Origin of the sequence: Pseudogemmatithrix spongiicola (assembly GCF_030623445.1) — a bacterium.
In the GTDB taxonomy this organism is placed as follows: Bacteria; Gemmatimonadota; Gemmatimonadetes; order Gemmatimonadales; family Gemmatimonadaceae; genus Pseudogemmatithrix; species Pseudogemmatithrix spongiicola.
This window is the reverse complement of the sequence record NZ_CP130613.1, coordinates 2,845,068-2,860,872: the sequence shown is the minus strand read 5'-3', so window position 1 is coordinate 2,860,872 and position 15,805 is coordinate 2,845,068. Positions and strand designations below refer to the sequence as shown.

Here is a 15,805-nt window from a genome sequence, read left to right as displayed (position 1 = left end):
GTCGACTAGCGCGCAGCCTGCGCGTTGAGTTCCGCGAGGCGGGCGCGGAAGCGTTCGACTTCGGGTTGGAGCGCTGGCTCAGCGACGCCGCGCATGTCGACGAACTCCTGAAGCGCGGCCCGCTCGACGTCGGCTTGACCGAGCGCGCGTGCGGAGCGCGCGACGATGCGCAGGCGTTCAGCGTGATACATGCTGTAGCCACTCTGGCCATCGCGGCGATTCGCGGCGCGGATCGCCAGCTGCGACTCGCCCAGTCGTTCCCATAGCGACGCAAGCACCATGTTGCCCGTTGTCCGGACGCCGCGACGTTCGAGGTTCGGGGTGTCGAGCAGCAGACTGTCGAGCGTCTCCACGGCCGCGCGCGCCGTCGGGCTGCGGCGCGCCACGGCCAGCTGGGCGCCGATGGCGGCATCGAGTGTGCGATGGGTGTTGGCGAGCCACGGTTGGGTCGCCGCGGCTCCCGCGCTGCGAATCGCCCGCTGACGGCGCTCGACGTCGGCGGTGTCGCCTGCGGCGAGCGCACGCTGCGCCAACGCGAACTGCGCCGCCGCGACGAGGGGATCGGGGTCGGTGGTCGCCCCGCGGCGCGTCCAGGCATCGAGCGCGCGCGCGCTGCTGCGCGCCATCGCCGTATCCGCTTGCCAGATCACGGCAGCCAACACCGTCTCGACGTGTCCCCACGTATCGCCGTCCGCGATCGGGTACGCACTGGCGCCGCTCGGACGTCCCGAGTTCCAGTAGATCTCGCGGACGGCGCGGGCGTTCAGCGAACTGAGCTGTCCCCTCACGGTGCGCTCCAACACGTGGAGCGCAGAGTCCGTGATGTCCATCCGCGCACCCCGGCCGGCGAACGCGACATGCGAGAACATCGCCGCGTACACCACATCCTCCGGCGTCCGGCTGCGTGCCAAGCGCTCGATCGCGCGCATCTGGTCGTCGAGGCTGCCGAGGTCCACCTGCAGCGTGAAGTCGTTGACCATGAAGAAATCACCCGTCGAATCCTGGCGCGCCTGCCTGGCGTGCGCGCGCCGGGCGTTGACGCTGTCGCCAAGCACGAGATAAATGTGCGCCTGGTGCTCAAGCGCAGGCGTGAAGCTTGAATCGATGCGTTCCGCCTCGGCGAAGCCACGCAAGGCCCGCTGGTAGACATTCGGTTCGTCCACGGACTCGCCGATGTGAATCAGGTAGTCCGCGTACGCATACCACACTTCGGCAGAGTTGCTGCGCTCCGCCAACGCCGCGAGGGAGCGGATGCGCTCGCGGATATGCATGGGCCGTGGATAGGTCTCGCCGACCTCGGCGAGCAGGAGCAGCGAGTCCGCACCGCTCAAGCGGGCGCGGTGAGTCCACGCACGCCGGCCCCAGGGTCCCGGAATTGGGTTGGCAAGGCTCCAGCCGTTGGTCAGTCCGATACGGAGTGCGGCGATTGCGAAGGTCGTATCTGCGTTGTAAGCCGCCAGGAACGATTCGCCGGCCTCACTGTATCGGCCGCGGCGATAGAACTGTTCACCGACGAGGTACGGCGCGATGGCGTCCGGGTTCGCGGAGAGTACCGACTGGAGGCGGTCCCGCGTTGCGCCGTCGCTGATCGACAGCAGTGTCGTGACGAGCCGCGTGGCGAGTGCGAATGCACTGTCGGCGCTGCCATCGACGCGTGCGCGCGCCAGCTCGCGCCCGTCGCGCGTGCGGATGAGCCGTGCGTTCACGGTCAGGCGTTCGCGCGTGCCCACCACGTCACCGAGGATCAGGCGACCGGCGCCCGCCGCGATCGCGGCACGCGACGCCTCGGCGTCCTCGAGATCCGCTTCCGCGTCACCGCCGATGCGCTGCCACCGGTCAAGCATCACGCGCATGCCCGCCGCGGAGATCTCGGGCAGCGTCTGCAGCTGCGGTACGATGATGTCGCCGAGGCCTTCGCGGAGGTAGCGCGCCTCTGGTGCCAAGCCTCCGACGCGGAACGGGGCGACGGCGATGGTCGACTCACTCGCGGCGGCATTGCCGCGCGTGACGAACCACCAACTCCCGGCGACTACGATCGCTGCGGCCACCGCGCCAGCGAGGAGTCGCACCGGTGCCGACCGTCCGCGCGTGGCCTGGGTCTCGCCCGAGGGGAGGTCGAGGATGGCGAGCAGTTCCGCCGCCGACTGCGGGCGCTGGGTCGGCTCCTTGGCGAGACAGCGCATGACAAGCGCCGCGAGCGCCGCCGGTACCGTGGGAGCCTGCGTGCTGAGCGCGGGGGGCATCGTGCCCATCTGCGCCTTCATGAGGGCCGTGCCCGAGAGCTCGGCGAAGGGTCGCTGGCCGGCGAGCAGCTCGTACGCGACCACGCCCCACGCGTAGATGTCGGTGCGATGGTCGAGCGACGGATCCGCCGCGACCTGCTCGGGCGACATGTAGGCCGGCGTCCCGACGGATACACCGATCGCAGTCATCGTCGCGGAGGCGTCGGGCCCCTGCGTGGCGACGGAGAGCGCCTTGGCGACACCGAAATCCGACACAAGCGCGGCGCCGGCCGACAGCAGGATGTTCTCCGGCTTGATGTCGCGGTGCACGACGTTGCGCGCGTGCGCGGCGTGCAGCGCGCGCGCCACGTCGCGCAGGATGCCGATGGCCTCGCTCAGCGGGACGCGGCCACGTGCGATGCGCTCGCGCAGCGTGGCGCCATCGATGAGCGGCATCGTGAAGTACGGCATGCCCTCGGCGTCGCCGGCCGTGAGCACGGGGACGATGTTGGCGTGCTGTAGCTGCGCCGCGGTCAGGATCTCCCGGTGGAAGCGCTGGGCGGCGCTGGCGCTCCAGCCTTCGTCCGGCAGGGTCTTGATGACGACCTGACGCCCGAGGGCGCGCTCGGTCGCGACGAAGACGCGGGCCATGCCACCGCCGCCGAGCTCACGTTCGATGCTATGGGTCGCGCGGAGCGCGCGGTCGAGCCGTGCTCGGATCGAGTCAGTCACGTGGGGACAGTGCGAGAAGACGGGCGACGACCGGGAGAAGATGCGCCCGAGGCGCAGTTCCGTCCAGCTGGGGCGCTCGCCGGGACGCGGGAAACCCGAGGGGCGACCTCGCAGTAGTGGGAACATGCTGCTCCTGACTCTTGCGCTGGTCGCGCTCGCCGGGTTCTTCCTCACCGCCATCGGGCTGCCGGGCACGTGGATCTTCCTCGCCGTCGCCGGCGCGTCTGCGCTGCTCGACCCGTCGAGTTCTGTTGCCTGGTGGTCCATCGTCGCCGGCGCCGTGCTCGGGCTGATCGCCGAGGGCATCGAGTGGGTGACGGCGTCGCGCTATGCGCGCAAGTACGGCGGAAGCCAGCGTGCGGCATGGGGTGCGCTGCTCGGCGGCATCGCCGGGGCCATCGTCGGGTTTCCGGTGCCGTTGTTCGGTCCGCTGTTGGGGGCGCTTCTCGGCACGTTCTTCGGTGCGCTCGTCGCGGAACTCAGCGTGACCGGCATCGGCGGCGGTGCGGAACGCGTGGCATGGGGGGCGACCATTGGCCGCATCGTGGCGACCGTCGCAAAGCTGGGGATCGGCATCGTGATTGCCGTGCTGGTGCTCGCGGCGGCGTGGTCCTGAGTCGCGTGAGATGCCGCCGGACGCCGATCGCGCGGCGGTGTGACGCTCAGCGATAGTTGTGCCCCTTCACCGCCTTCTCGCCCACGTTGGCGTTGAGTGCGATGAACTCCCTGGCGCGGATGTTGTAGACGCCCGATTCCACCTGCAGCGTGCCCCGCACGAGCAGCAGCGGTGTGCGTGAGATGAGCATGGCCTGCTCCTCGAAGCGCTGCGGCGTGATGACCACGTTGATGGTGCCGGTTTCGTCCTCGAGGGTGAGGAACACGAAACCCTTGGCGGTGCCGGGGCGCTGGCGGCAGATGACCAGCCCCGCGTGCGCGACAGGCTCGCCGTCCTGCATCTGCAGGATCTCGCGCGCGGACTTCACGCCGTTGGGTGCGACCAATGGCCGCACGTGGCGCATGGGATGGCCGTTGAGCGAGAGCCCGGTGAGGCGATAGTCGGCTTCGGTGAGTTCGGGCGCGGAGAAACCCGGGAGCACTGCGGGGACGGTGGACTCGGGGAAGAGCGCGAGCGGGCCCGGGCCCTCGCGTTGCGCTTCGAGGACGCGCCATAAGGCTACGCGGCGACGGCGGGCGGGGGGTTCGTCTTGCACGTAGGCATCGAAGGCGCCGGACTCGGCGAGGGCGCGCAGCGACCGCTTGTCGAGGTTCGTGCGCGTGACGAAGTCCGTGATAGAACTGAAGTGGTGAGTTGGAAGTTGGGAGTTGGGAGAGTGCGTTGCCGAGGCATCTGCGGTCGCGGAGCCCTTCGCGCCTTCGTGGTGAAGCAGTGCGGCCTCGATCTTCTGCTTGGCAATCGAGCCGAGTCCGAGCACGGAACGGATGCCGAGGCGTACGGCGGGGGCGGCCTTGGGCCCGGCGCCCGGTTCCAGCGTGTGGTTCCATTGGGAGCGCGTGATATCCACGGGCCGCACTTGCACTCCGTGGCGCTTGGCGTCTTCGATGAGCGTGCCGGGGGCGTAGAAGCCCATCGGCTGCGCGTTGAGCATGGCGCAGAGGAACTCGGGCGCGTAGTAGTGGCGCAGGTACGCGCTGGCGTAGACGATGAGCGCGAAGCTTGCGGCGTGGCTCTCGGGGAATCCGTAGTCGGCGAAGGCGTTGATCTGGTTGTAGATCCGCGTCGCGATGTCCTCGGGGATGCCGTTCGCGCGCATGCCGTCGATCATCTTCTGGCAGATGTCGGCCATGCGCTCGCGACTGCGCTTGTGGCCCATCGCCTTGCGCAGGAGGTCGGCCTCGCCGGGCGTGAAGCCGGCGGCGGCGATCGCCACCTGCATGCCCTGCTCTTGGAACAGCGGCACGCCGAGCGTGCGCTTGAGGATGGGTTCGAGCGAGGGATGCGGGTAGGTGACCTCTTCGAGGCCCGCCTTACGCCGCAGGTAGGGATGCACCATCGCGCCTTGGATGGGGCCGGGGCGGATGAGCGCGACTTCCACGACGAGATCGTAGAAGCAGCGCGGCTTGAGCCGCGGCAGCGTGTTCATCTGTGCGCGGCTCTCGACCTGGAACACGCCGACCGTATCCGCCTTGCAGAGGTCGTCGTAGACGGCTTGGTCGGCGCAGTCGAGTTGGCCCAAGTCCAACGTGACGCCGCGCGTGCGGCGGATGTAGGCGAGGCAATCTTGTACCACGGTCAACATGCCCAGCCCCAGCAAGTCGATCTTCACGAGGCCGACGGGGTCGAGGTCGTCCTTCTCCCACTGGATGACGGTGCGGTCTTCCATGGACGCGGGCTCGATGGGGACGACGGTGCGCAGCGGCTCCTCGGTGAGGACGAAGCCGCCGACGTGGATGCCTCGGTGCCTCGGGGCGGCGTCGAGCTGCTCGACGATGTCGGCGAGCTTTTGCACCCTTGGGTCGGTTGGGTCGAGCTTCGCTCTTTGTAGCAACGACATCTCGGGGTCGGGTCGGCCGCGAGGTCCGTCCTCGCGAGGCTCTCGGACCGCTGCGCGGTCCTGCGGCCGCCTCGCTGTGGCGGACCTCGCGGCCTCCCCTTCTTCTGCCCCCGCTACTCGCACGCTCTCCGGCGCGCCGGTGCGCACGGCGCGCAGCTTGCGATGCTCCTCGCGCGAGGCCTTGATCAGGTTGCTCGCGTGGGTGCCGACCACGAGGTCGCTCGAGACGGCGTCCACGAGCGTCGCGGGGCGTGTCGCCAAGGCGCGCTTGCTGTAGTTCGCCGGTCCCATCGCGTCGGCACGCTCGGGCGCGAACGGATTGGACTCCTGTGCGGCCTTGGCGGTCTCCTCGTCGAGCGCGTGGCCGGGCGTGCCAAGCCGCAGCGCGGCAGCGGTGTTCTTGGCGCTGAAGCGATCGCTGAAGCTCGCGAGCACGCCGGCCTGCTCGGGCGAGAACCCCAACACGCGCGCCGCGTCGCGCACGGCGCTGCGGCCCCGCCACGTGATATGCTCGCAGACCATCGCCGCGTGTTCGCGGCCGTAGCGCTGGTACACATACTGCAGCACGCGCTCGCGCTCGCGGTGCGCGAAATCGATATCGATATCCGGCGCCTCGGCCCGCTCCTCGCTCAAAAAACGCTCGAACAACAACTCAAGCTTGATGGGATCCACCGCCGTGATGCCGAGGCAATAACACACGGCGCTGTTCGCCGCCGAGCCGCGGCCCTGGCAGAGGATGCCTTCGCGGCGCGCGAAACGCACGATGTCCCACACGATGAGGAAGTAGCCGCTCAAGCCGAGCTTGGCGATGAGCGTGAGCTCATGCGCGAGCTGCTTGTCGTGCCGCGCGGTGCGCCGCCAGCCCCAGCGTTCCTGCGCGCCGTCTTCCACGAGGCGTGCGAGGTACTCGTCTTCGCTGACGCCGGGCGGCAGCGGGAAGTGCGGCAGCTTTGGCTTGAGCGCATCCAGGCGGAACTCGCAGCGCTCGGCGATCGCGAGTGTCTGCGCGAGGCCTTCCTCACGCCCGCTCCAGCGCTTGGCGAGCTGGGCGTAGCCCTTGAGGTGCCACTCGCCGTTGGGGCGGAGGCGCGTGCCCATTTCATCGAGCGTGGCGCCGTGGCGCAGCGCGCTCAAGACGTCGTGGCCCAAGCGGCCCTGCGGCAGCGCGTAGTGCACGTCGTTGGTGACGACCCACGGCAGCCCCAGCGCGCGCGCGAGCGGAATGAGTTCGGCGACGAGGGCGCGCTCCTCGGGCAGCGCGTGGTCCCAGCATTCGATGGCGAAGCGGCCAGGAAACAGTTCGGCCAGCTGCCCGGCGGCCTGCACGGCGCTGCGCGGCGGCGCTCCCGCGCTCGCACCACGCTCGAGCGCCAGCAGTTGCGGCAGCCAGCCGCGCGGGCACCCGCTCAGCGCGTACAGCCCCGCCGTGTGCCCCGCGAGTTGGTCGAGCGTCACGCGCGGTTCGCCGCGCGGATGGTCCAGCCGCGCGCGCGTGATCAGCGTGCAGAGGTTGCCCCAGCCCTCGCGCGTTTCGCAGAGCAGCACGAGATGCGTGCGCAGCCGCGGCACGCCGTCCTCGCCGACGACACGATGCGGGATCGCCGCGCTGCCGCGCTCGTATCCCGGCGGCAGCGGCACGTCCACCGTGAGCTCGGCGCCGTGCAGGCCGGCGAGCTGCGCTTCCTTGGCCGCCGTCGCGAAGCGCACCGCGCCGCCCACGTCATCGTGATCGGTGAGCGCGAGTGCGCCAAGCCCGAGCGCCAGCGCCCGTTCGACCAAGCGCTCGGGATCCGAGGCGCCGTCGAGCAGCGAGAACGTCGAGTGGCAATGCAGCTCGGCGTAGCCGCTCAATCGTACCAGCCTTGCAGGTGCCAGCCGCCGCTGTCGCGGTAGATGAGCAGGTCCTGCCCGAGTTCGTCGCACTCGCAGCGCCAGTAGTCGCGCGCGAACGGTTTTGCGTGCCACCACTCGCCGCTCAGGCGCTCGGGGCCCACGGCGCGGGAGAGTGCGAGACGACGGCCCTTCCAGAACACTTGCAAGGGCACGCCGTGCTTGTCGGTGACGACCGCGATGTGTTCGGGTGATTCGAGCAACCGCGCCGCCGGCGACGGCTTCACGGACGTGGCCTGCAGCGCGTCGAGCGGAACGGCGCGCGCCGCTTGCTCCACTTCGGCCCATCCTCCCGCGCGCTCCGGGGCATACGAGTCGCGCGCGACGGGACGCACGACTGCGCCGGCGCCGAGCGTCGTGCGCAGTCGGGCGAGCGCGGCTTCGGCCGCCGAGGGATCGCGCCACGCGGCGGCAAGCAGGTCGCCCTGCTCGGCGCTCGACGGCGCGGTTTCACTGACGCGCAGCTCGAGCGCGGCAACGGGCGCCTCGAGCGTCCAGGTGTCGAGTGCGGCACGGCAGCGCTCGAAGAGCGGCACGACGCGGGCGATGGGCCGTGCCGGCCGCACCTCGCGCGTGACGCGCCGGCCGTCGTCGAGGGTGAGCGTGATGCTGAGTGATGCGGCGGCGAGTCCGTCGGCGGCTAGCGTGCGCACCAAGCGGTCGAGCGAGGCGCGCACGAGGAAGAGCACCGGCTCGACCGTGGGCGCGCTGCTCGCGAGTTCGTGGACGATCACCCGCGGATCGTCCGTGCGCGCGAGCGTGGCGCGGCGCGCGTCGTCGGCGCAGGCGAGTCGCCAGGCGCTCAGGCCGTCGCTGCCCCAGCGGCGTTCCACTTCCAATGGGTCGAGCGCCGCGAACGATCCGGCCGTGCGCAGGCCCAAGGCCGTGAGCGCCTCGCGGAGCTCGCCCTCCATGGGAATGAGCGCGATCGGCACGCGCGCGAGGTAGTCGCGGTCGCCGCCTGGCGCGACGTGCAGCGGCTCGCTCGCGGCACGCGTGCTCCATGTGGCGGCGTAGGCGGTGACGCAACTGTCGGCGATGGCGACGCGCGCGCGCGGATGCCAGACGCGCGCCAAGGCGAGCAGTTGCGTGGCCAGCGCGCGTTCGCCGCCGATGGCCTCGAAGCCTTCGGCGCCGATCCACCAGGTGCCGGGTTCGTCGCGCAGCGGGCTGACCTGCGGCGAGGCCGCGAGGAACGCGGCACTCGCGCGGGCGACTTCACGCGCGATCGCCGCCTGGTCCCACGCCAGCACCTCGAGCGCGGCGCACTTGGACTTGCCCTGGGCGACGGTCATGCCCGTGCGCACGCCGCTGCGCGCGGCGGCGACGGTCACGGTGCGCAGCCGCGCGCGGTCGGAGAGGGCGATCGGCAGGGCATCCCAGTGCGCAGCGGCTGCCGTGGCGTCGCGCGCAGGCTCAGCGTTCGGGATAGCTGGGCTGCGCGGCACGGCGTCCGCGGACGCTGCCGATGCGCGTGGCGCCGTTCCGCGCGCGAGCCACGCCGCGCCGATCGGGAACCTCGGGATGCGCACACAGGCGATGCGCGATGTCCCGCGCGAGATCTCGGGCGATGGCGCGGGCATGGCCCACCTCCAGATGCAAAGGGACGAGTTGATGCGGGCCACCCTTCTCGATGAGCGCGGCGACCTGCGGGCCGCCGCGCGTGTCGCGCGCAGGGCGGCGCTTGAGGACGAGGCGCAGCGCGCCGCCGATCTCCGAGGCCTTGGGGCCATCGCCGAGCAGGAGCAGCGCGGCATCGGCGTCGCGGGTGAGTTGCGAGAGGCGCACGGCGATGCTGCGCGAGAGCACGGGCGCGCCGTCGAGCACGACGAGCGCGAAGGCCCCGGTGCGCAGCAGGAGATCGGCGCACCAGGCGGCGCGCGCGGGATCGCCGGGCCGCACGACCCACAGGGCATCGCGGCCGGCGGCGTCCACATCTATGAAGTCGCGCGGATCCAGCGTGCGGGTGGCGTCGATCCAGGCGACGGCGTGACCGCCGAGCAGCGTGCTGGCGGCGATGCTGCGGGCGAGCGTGGTCTTGCCGAGTCCGGCGGGGGCGAGCAGTTCGGTGATGCGGCCGCGGGGGAGACCGCCGCCGGGGAGTGCGAGGTCCAGCCCTTTCACGCCCGTGGGGAGCCCAGGGGTGCTGCTGGGCGTGCCTGCGACGACGGCGGCGAGCTGTTCACGGAGGAGCTTGAGGGCGGCGGACATACCGAATAAACACCGAAGTCAGTGGGTAGGTAATTACCGAATAAACACCGAAATCCGCAAGAGAGTGGGAGAGGGGAGAGGGGGTATGGGCGGGGGGTGGGAGAGGGGAATGGGGGAGACGGGGGGCAGACGTCTCACGTCTGGGAGACGGGAGACGAAGCTGCGCCGTTGCTCCCCGCCCCTTCAGCGCTCTTCCAACCGCCTGTCCAACCGCCCCGCTAACCGTTCCCGAAGCGCGGGCCACTCCGCGCGCAGCACGCTGTACATCACCGTGTCGCGCGGGCTGCCGTCCTTCCGCGCCTGGAAGTGCCGGAGCACGCCATCGCGACGCGCGCCAAGCCGTTCGATGGCCGCCTGCGAGCGCGTGTTCTCGGCGTCGGTGCGCAGTGCGACCACGCCGCAGTCGAGTGTGTCGAAGGCGTGCGTCATCAGCAACAGCTTGCACGCCGTATTCACGTGCGTGCGCTGGAATCGCGCGGCATACCAAGTGTAGCCGATCTCGACGCGGCTGATCGCGGCGACGATGTCGTGGTAGCGCGTGCTGCCGATGATCGAATCGCTGGCGAGGTCACGCACGACCCACGGGAGCATATTGCCGTCGGCCTGGCCGCGCAGGGCATGGGCGATGTAGGCGTCACAGCCGTCGGGGGTGGGGACGGTCGTGAAATGCAGCGTCCACAGCGCGCCGTCCTGCACGGCCGCCGCGAGCGCGGCCGCGTGCGTGGGCTGCATGGGTTCGAGGCGGACGCCGTGTCCCTCGAGCGTCACCGGCTGGAGGACGCGCACCTCAGCCGAGCTCGCTCAACAGTTCCACCAGTTCCGTTGCGCTCGACGGCCGGTCGTTGGGTGACTTCGCGAGAAGCCGCATCACGAGCGCGGCCAATGCAGGCGGCACGTCCGGCACCTGCGCGGCGATCGGGGCGGGCGCGGTCGTGAGCACCTTGGCGATCAGCGACACGACGTTCTGCCCGACGAACGGCGGCGTACCGGCGAGGCACTCGTAGAGGACGACGCCGAGGGCGTAGAGGTCGGCGCGTGCGTCGACGGCCTCCTCCACGAGCTGCTCGGGTGCCATGTACATCGGCGTGCCCACGATGAGGCCGGCGTTCGTGCGCGTGGAGGCCGCGGCGATGCGCGCGATGCCGAAGTCCATCACCTTGAGCATGCCGTCGGCGTCGAGGAGCGCATTCTCCGGCTTCACGTCCCGGTGGATCACACCCGCCTCGTGCGCCACCGCCAGCGCCTCGGCGAACTGCCGCGCGATCGCCAGCGTGCTCGCGGCGGCGAGCTGCCCACGGGTCTCGAGCAACTCGCGCAGCGTGAGTCCGGTGACGCACTCCATGGTGACGAACGAAATCCCGTCGGCCTCGCCAAGGTCGTGCGTGCGCACCACGTGCCGGTGCGAGATGCGCCGCGCGAGCCGGATCTCGCTCTTGAGCTGCTCCGCAAGCACGGGATCCGTGGCCAGCAAGTCGCGGCGGATCGTCTTGATCGCCACGTCCTCGCTGAGCTCGCGGTCGTGGGCGCGATAGACGACGCCCATGCCGCCGCGGCCGATGACGCTGCGGATCTCGTAGCGATTCGCGAGCAGCGCCCCGGGCCGGAGCGCATCGGTGTCGCCGTCGCTCAACGCCGTGACCGCGCGGTGTTCGCTGGTGGCGATGCTGACGTCGGCGCGGAGCTGCGAGAGTTGCGCGTGCAGCTTGGCCTCGCGCGCCTTCACGCCGGCCGCCATCGTGTCGAAGACGCGCGCGAGCCGCCCCAGCTCGTCGTCGCGCTCGGTGATCCCGTCGAGCGCGCCGGGTTGATACGTCCCGCGCTCGACGTCCCCTGCGGCGTCGGTCACGCGCAGCACCTGGCGCAGGTAGTCCGCCTCGCGGTCGTGATACCGCTTCTTCTCCAGTGAGGCGCCGATGCGCGCGCGCAGCAACACTTGGTCGAACGGCTTCGCCAGGTAGTCCTCGGCGCCGTGCTCGATGCAGCGCACCACGGCGGCGATGTCGTCGAGCGCGGAGATCATGATCACCGGCAGGTTGCGCGTCGCCTCGGCGGACTTGAGGCGCTCGAGCACGGTGAAGCCGTCGAGGTCCGGCATGCGCACGTCGAGCAGCACGAGGTCGAACTCCTGCGCCGCGACCATCGCGAGCGCCTCGAGGCCACCCGCCGCCTGCGAGACGGTATAGCCCTCGCGGGTGAGGCGCCGCGCGAGTACGGCGCGATTCTCGTCGACATCGTCCACGACGAGGATGCGGCCGCGGGAAGCGGCGATCGTCGCCGTGCCGCCGAGCGGCGTCGGATGCGCGACGCTCGGGGCCTCCCCGATCGGAGCGTTCGCCACATTGCCGGTGGCGGAGGCCGCCTGCCCGCTGGCCGGCCGCGCGCTCGGCGGGTCGCACAAATGCCGCGCCGCCTCGGCGATCTTCGCGATGTCGGCGCGGAACTGCGCGTCGGCATTCGCCTCGTCGAGCGCGGCCGTCTGCGAGAGGATGCGCGATTGCGGCGCGCGCAGCGTGGTGAGCAGGGCCTGGAGGGCGGACTCGTCCGAGGCGCCGGACGGTGGCAGCGCGTGATTGATGGCCGCGAGGACTTCGCGCGCGGCCTCCCGGATCGCATCGAGCGCCGCACCGGTCGGCGTATCGCGCGGCGCGTCTTCGGCGAGCAGCTCCGCATAGCCCAGGATGTGGTTGACCGGGGTGCGCAGCTCGTGACGCAGCTCGGCGGTCGTCGCGGGGTCGAGCGGTGTGCTCACGCGGGACGGTCGAGCAGGGCGGTCATCTTGCCGAGCAGGCGCTCGAGATCGACGGGCTTGGTATCGTAGTCGTCGCAGCCCGCCTCGAGGGCCTTCTCGCGATCGCCCGACATCGCGTGCGCAGTGAGGGCGATGATGGGCACGCGCGGGCCGCTGCTGCCGGCGCGAATGCGGCGCGTGGCTTCCCAGCCATCGACTTCGGGTAAGGACATATCCATGAGGATCAGGTCCCAACCGCCCTCGAGCGCCTTCGCGACGCCTTCGAGGCCGTCGACTGCGATGGCGACCTCGTGCCCTCGGCGCGCCAGCCGCCGCGAGAGCATGTCGCGGTTCATTTCGTTGTCTTCGACGAGCAGGATGCGGGGCATAGGAGACCGGGTCAGGCGTCGGGCGCGCGACGCATCAGGAGGCGGATGTCGCGAACGAGGTCGAGGGGCGAGTACTCGCCCTTGGTGAGGACCTCGCTCACGTGGCCATTGAGGCGCTGCCGCTCCTCGAGCGTCAGGTCCTTGGCGGTGACGACGACGACGGGAATCTGGCGCCACTGCGGCTCGCGCCGCAGCGCGGTGATGAACTCGATGCCATCCATCTCCGGCATCATGAGGTCGAGGAGAATCAGCGCGGGCGTCACCGTCGCGAGGGTGTCGAGCGCACGGCGGCCGTTCTCGGCTTCGACCACCGTCCAGCCTTCGCGTTCGAGGCCGCTGCGGAACGACGCCCGCACGGCCACATCGTCCTCGACGACGAGCACGGTGCCGCCGGGTTCATGGCGGTGCCGCCGCACGATGCGGCGCAGCTGCGCGCGGTCGATGGGTTTCGTGAGGTACTCGGTGGCGCCGAGGGCGAGTGCCATCTGCTGCTCGTGCAGCACGGAGAGCATGATGACCGGGATCTCTGCGAGCTCCGCATCGGCGCGGATACGCTGCAACACCTCCCAACCGTCCATGCCCGGCATGAGGATGTCGAGCGCGATCGCGTCGGGTCGTTCACGCCGCGCGAGCTCGAGACCCGACGGGCCGTCGGTGGCCTCGAGCACGCGCACGCCTTCGCCGGCAAGGGCCGTGCGCACGAGGCGTCGCGCGTCGGCGTCATCGTCGATGATGAGCACGGTACCCGCGCTGCCGTCGCCTTGGACGGACTCGCTGTCGTCGATCGCCGTCAGCATCTGCGACGCTCGGCGGGCCGGTTCGACGCGCAGGGGAATCCGCATGGTGAAGGTCGAGCCGCGGCCCGGTTCACTCGAGACCGAGACGCTGCCGCCCATCATCTCGGCGAAGCGACGCGTGAGCGCCAAGCCGAGGCCGGTGCCGCCGTAGCGCCGCGACGTGGACGACTCCGCCTGCGTGAACGCCTCGAAGAGCCGCGAGACCTGGTCGGGCGTCATGCCGATGCCGGAGTCCGACACGGCGAAGGTCATCGCCTCCGCACCCGCGCGGCCCTCGCGTCCCACGCGCACCGTGATCGACCCCTGTTCCGTGAACTTGCAGGCGTTGGAGAGCAGGTTGAGCAGCATCTGCCGCACCTTCACGAGGTCCGCGTGCATGCGGCCCAGCGACTCGTCGCGGATGACCTCCAGCGTATTCGCGTTCTTCGCGACCAGCGGCTGGATCGTCGTCACCACCTCGGCGAGCATCTCGTCCACGTCGAAGGTCTCGAGCACGAGGTCCATCTTGCCCGCCTCGATCTTCGACAGGTCGAGCACGTCGTTGATGAGCGAGAGCAGGTGCTTGCCTGCGGTATGGATCTTGGTGAGGTCGGCGACGAAGGACTCGAGTCCGGCGTCCTGCGCCTCCTCCTGCAGCATCTCGCTGTAGCCGATGATCGCGTTGAGCGGCGTGCGCAGCTCGTGGCTCATGTTCGCGAGGAACTGGCTCTTGGCGCGGTTCGCGCCCTCCGCGTCACGCCGCGCCTCCGAGAGCTCGCTGATGTCGTGGTACATGCCCATCAGCGCCACGCGCGACTCGTCCGCGATCACGGGCACGCCGAGGATCTCGACCTCGACGAAGGTGCCGTCCTTGCGACGCCGGCGTCCGATGCCCTTCACGGGGCGGTCCACGGCGTCGCGGCTGTACTGCGCGGCCTCGCCGAGCGTCACTTGGTCGGTGATGAGCTCGTCGAGGTTGCGGCCGCGCGCCTCGGCCTCCGTGTAGCCGAAGAGCTCCTCAAAGGCCGGGTTGCACGACGCCACGTTGTAGTCGGTGTCGAGCTGCACGATGGCGACGGGACTGTTGTTGAGCAGCGACCGGAAGAACTCGCGCTGGCGTGCCGCTTCCTCATAGAGGCGCGCGCCTTCGATGGCGATGGCCGCCTGTGGCGTGAAGAGGTTGAGCAGCCGCAGGTCGTCGGTGCCGAAGGTGCGCGTCGGGTTCGCGTCCACGATGGCGATCGCGCCCACCAGGCGGTTGCCGATCAGGAGCGGCGCCGCCATCACGCTGCGCACGGGCACATCGGAGTACTTCGAGGACTTGCCGAGCCAGGCGTGGTAGTCGGGAATGATCAGCGGCTTCTGCGACTGCGCGACGAGGCCCATCGCGCCCTCGCCGAAGCGGAGGCGGATGCCCGTGGTGTCCTTGCCGACCTGGTGGCTTGCCGCGACCTCGAGTTCTTGGCGTGCATCGTCGAAGATGGCGAGCTCGCCGCCGGAGACCTTGAGCAGCGCGACGGCGCGCTCGAGCGTGGCCTGCAGCGTGCGCGGCAGCTCGCGCTGCGTGAGCAGGTCGGCCATGGAGCCCAGCACGGCCTCGTGCTCGTCGGCGCGCTGGCGCTGCGCCACGAGCAACCGTGCGCGGGCGATCGCGATGCTGGCCTGCGTGGCCGCCGCCTGCAGGATCTCGAAGTCGCTGGCGCCGAAGGCCCGCGGCTCCGTGCTCTCGACCGCGAGCACGCCGATCACCGTACCGTCGATCATCAGCGGCACGTCGACTTCCGATCCGCTGTTCAGCGTCGGCTCATAGTGCGACTCGCGCCGCACCTCAGGTGTGTAATGCAGGCGCTTCTCGAGCACCGCCCGCTCGGTGATGCCGTGGCCCTTCGCGAGCCGGAAGCCCGGCGGCGCGGCGGTCCATCCGACGCTGGCAACCATCACGCGGTCGCCGGTGGCGTCATCGATGAGGAAGATGCCGAGGAACGAGTAGCCGAGGGCCTCGTCGCGGAGGCCGTTGACGACGGCTTCGCAGATGTCCTGTTCGGACGTTGCGGCGGCGATCGCGGAGCTGAGCCGGAGCAACGCCGATTGGCGCAGGGCCATGGCCGTGCCGAGCCCCATGTCGCGCGCGCTGCGAACCGGACGCGCGGCGGAACGGCCCTGCTTGGAAGGGGCCTTCTTCTTCGATGCGGCTTTCTGCTTCGGCCGCTTCGGAGCGTTCTTGACCGTCTGCTTCCTGACCGTCTTCTTCTTGATCGGCGCCTTTCGGGCCATGAGCCTCTCGGCTGGGGACGACGGCGGAGAACATACCGCGCCGCCGTCCTGTCCGCACGGGGCCTCGGCG

General features: G+C 70.4%; 9 protein-coding genes. 1 reads left to right on the top strand and 8 read right to left on the bottom strand.

The features are described from left to right. Positions 1-5: 5 nt before the first annotated feature. A complete protein-coding gene (locus Strain318_RS13085; protein WP_367886143.1) occupies positions 6-2,954 on the bottom strand; it encodes a serine/threonine-protein kinase in 2,949 nt (982 codons plus the stop codon). A 124-nt stretch (positions 2,955-3,078) separates the two neighbouring features. Between Strain318_RS13085 and Strain318_RS13080 the strand changes: the two genes are divergently transcribed. Next, a complete protein-coding gene (locus Strain318_RS13080) occupies positions 3,079-3,570 on the top strand; it encodes a DUF456 family protein (RefSeq protein WP_367886142.1) in 492 nt (163 codons plus the stop codon). 46 nt (positions 3,571-3,616) lie between these two features. Here Strain318_RS13080 and Strain318_RS13075 read toward each other — a convergent pair whose 3' ends face one another. The 7 genes from Strain318_RS13075 to Strain318_RS13045 all read right to left on the bottom strand — a co-directional run bounded on the left by Strain318_RS13075 (position 3,617) and on the right by Strain318_RS13045 (position 15,735). Then, positions 3,617-7,318 (bottom strand): DNA polymerase III subunit alpha, encoded by a 3,702-nt coding sequence (locus tag Strain318_RS13075; RefSeq protein ID WP_367886141.1) that lies wholly within the window; start codon positions 7,316-7,318, stop codon positions 3,617-3,619. Then, on the bottom strand, positions 7,315-8,271 hold the full coding sequence (locus Strain318_RS13070; RefSeq protein WP_367887922.1) for a DinB/UmuC family translesion DNA polymerase: 957 nt from the start codon (positions 8,269-8,271) through the stop codon (positions 7,315-7,317). Before Strain318_RS13070 ends, Strain318_RS13075 begins: the two co-directional genes overlap by 4 nt. A gap of 502 nt (positions 8,272-8,773) precedes the next feature. Then, the gene (locus Strain318_RS13065) at positions 8,774-9,568 is read right to left on the bottom strand and encodes a P-loop NTPase family protein (RefSeq protein ID WP_367886140.1); all 795 of its coding nucleotides are present in this window, start codon (positions 9,566-9,568) and stop codon (positions 8,774-8,776) included. A 183-nt stretch (positions 9,569-9,751) separates the two neighbouring features. Further along, the gene (locus Strain318_RS13060) at positions 9,752-10,354 is read right to left on the bottom strand and encodes a GNAT family N-acetyltransferase (protein WP_367886139.1); all 603 of its coding nucleotides are present in this window, start codon (positions 10,352-10,354) and stop codon (positions 9,752-9,754) included. A gap of 1 nt (position 10,355) precedes the next feature. Beyond that, positions 10,356-12,317 (bottom strand): protein kinase domain-containing protein, encoded by a 1,962-nt coding sequence (locus Strain318_RS13055; protein ID WP_367886138.1) that lies wholly within the window; start codon positions 12,315-12,317, stop codon positions 10,356-10,358. Then, entirely contained in the window at positions 12,314-12,685 is a 372-nt protein-coding gene (locus Strain318_RS13050; protein ID WP_367886137.1) for a response regulator, read from the bottom strand. Before Strain318_RS13050 ends, Strain318_RS13055 begins: the two co-directional genes overlap by 4 nt. Before the next feature lie 11 nt (positions 12,686-12,696). Then, positions 12,697-15,735, bottom strand: coding sequence for a response regulator (locus tag Strain318_RS13045; protein WP_367886136.1), 3,039 nt, complete (start codon positions 15,733-15,735; stop codon positions 12,697-12,699). Positions 15,736-15,805 lie beyond the last annotated feature (70 nt).

Bases quoted from the DNA above. Each gene is read 5' to 3' on its own strand.
- Strain318_RS13080 (WP_367886142.1), top strand. From the start codon at position 3,079: ATGCTGCTCCTGACTCTTGCGCTGGTCGCGCTCGCCGGGTTCTTCCTC.
- Strain318_RS13070 (WP_367887922.1), bottom strand. From the start codon at position 8,271: ATGGAGGGCGAGCTCCGCGAGGCGCTCACGGCCTTGGGCCTGCGCACG.
- Strain318_RS13065 (WP_367886140.1), bottom strand. From the start codon at position 9,568: ATGTCCGCCGCCCTCAAGCTCCTCCGTGAACAGCTCGCCGCCGTCGTC.
- Strain318_RS13050 (WP_367886137.1), bottom strand. From the start codon at position 12,685: ATGCCCCGCATCCTGCTCGTCGAAGACAACGAAATGAACCGCGACATG.
- Strain318_RS13045 (WP_367886136.1), bottom strand. From the start codon at position 15,735: ATGGCCCGAAAGGCGCCGATCAAGAAGAAGACGGTCAGGAAGCAGACG.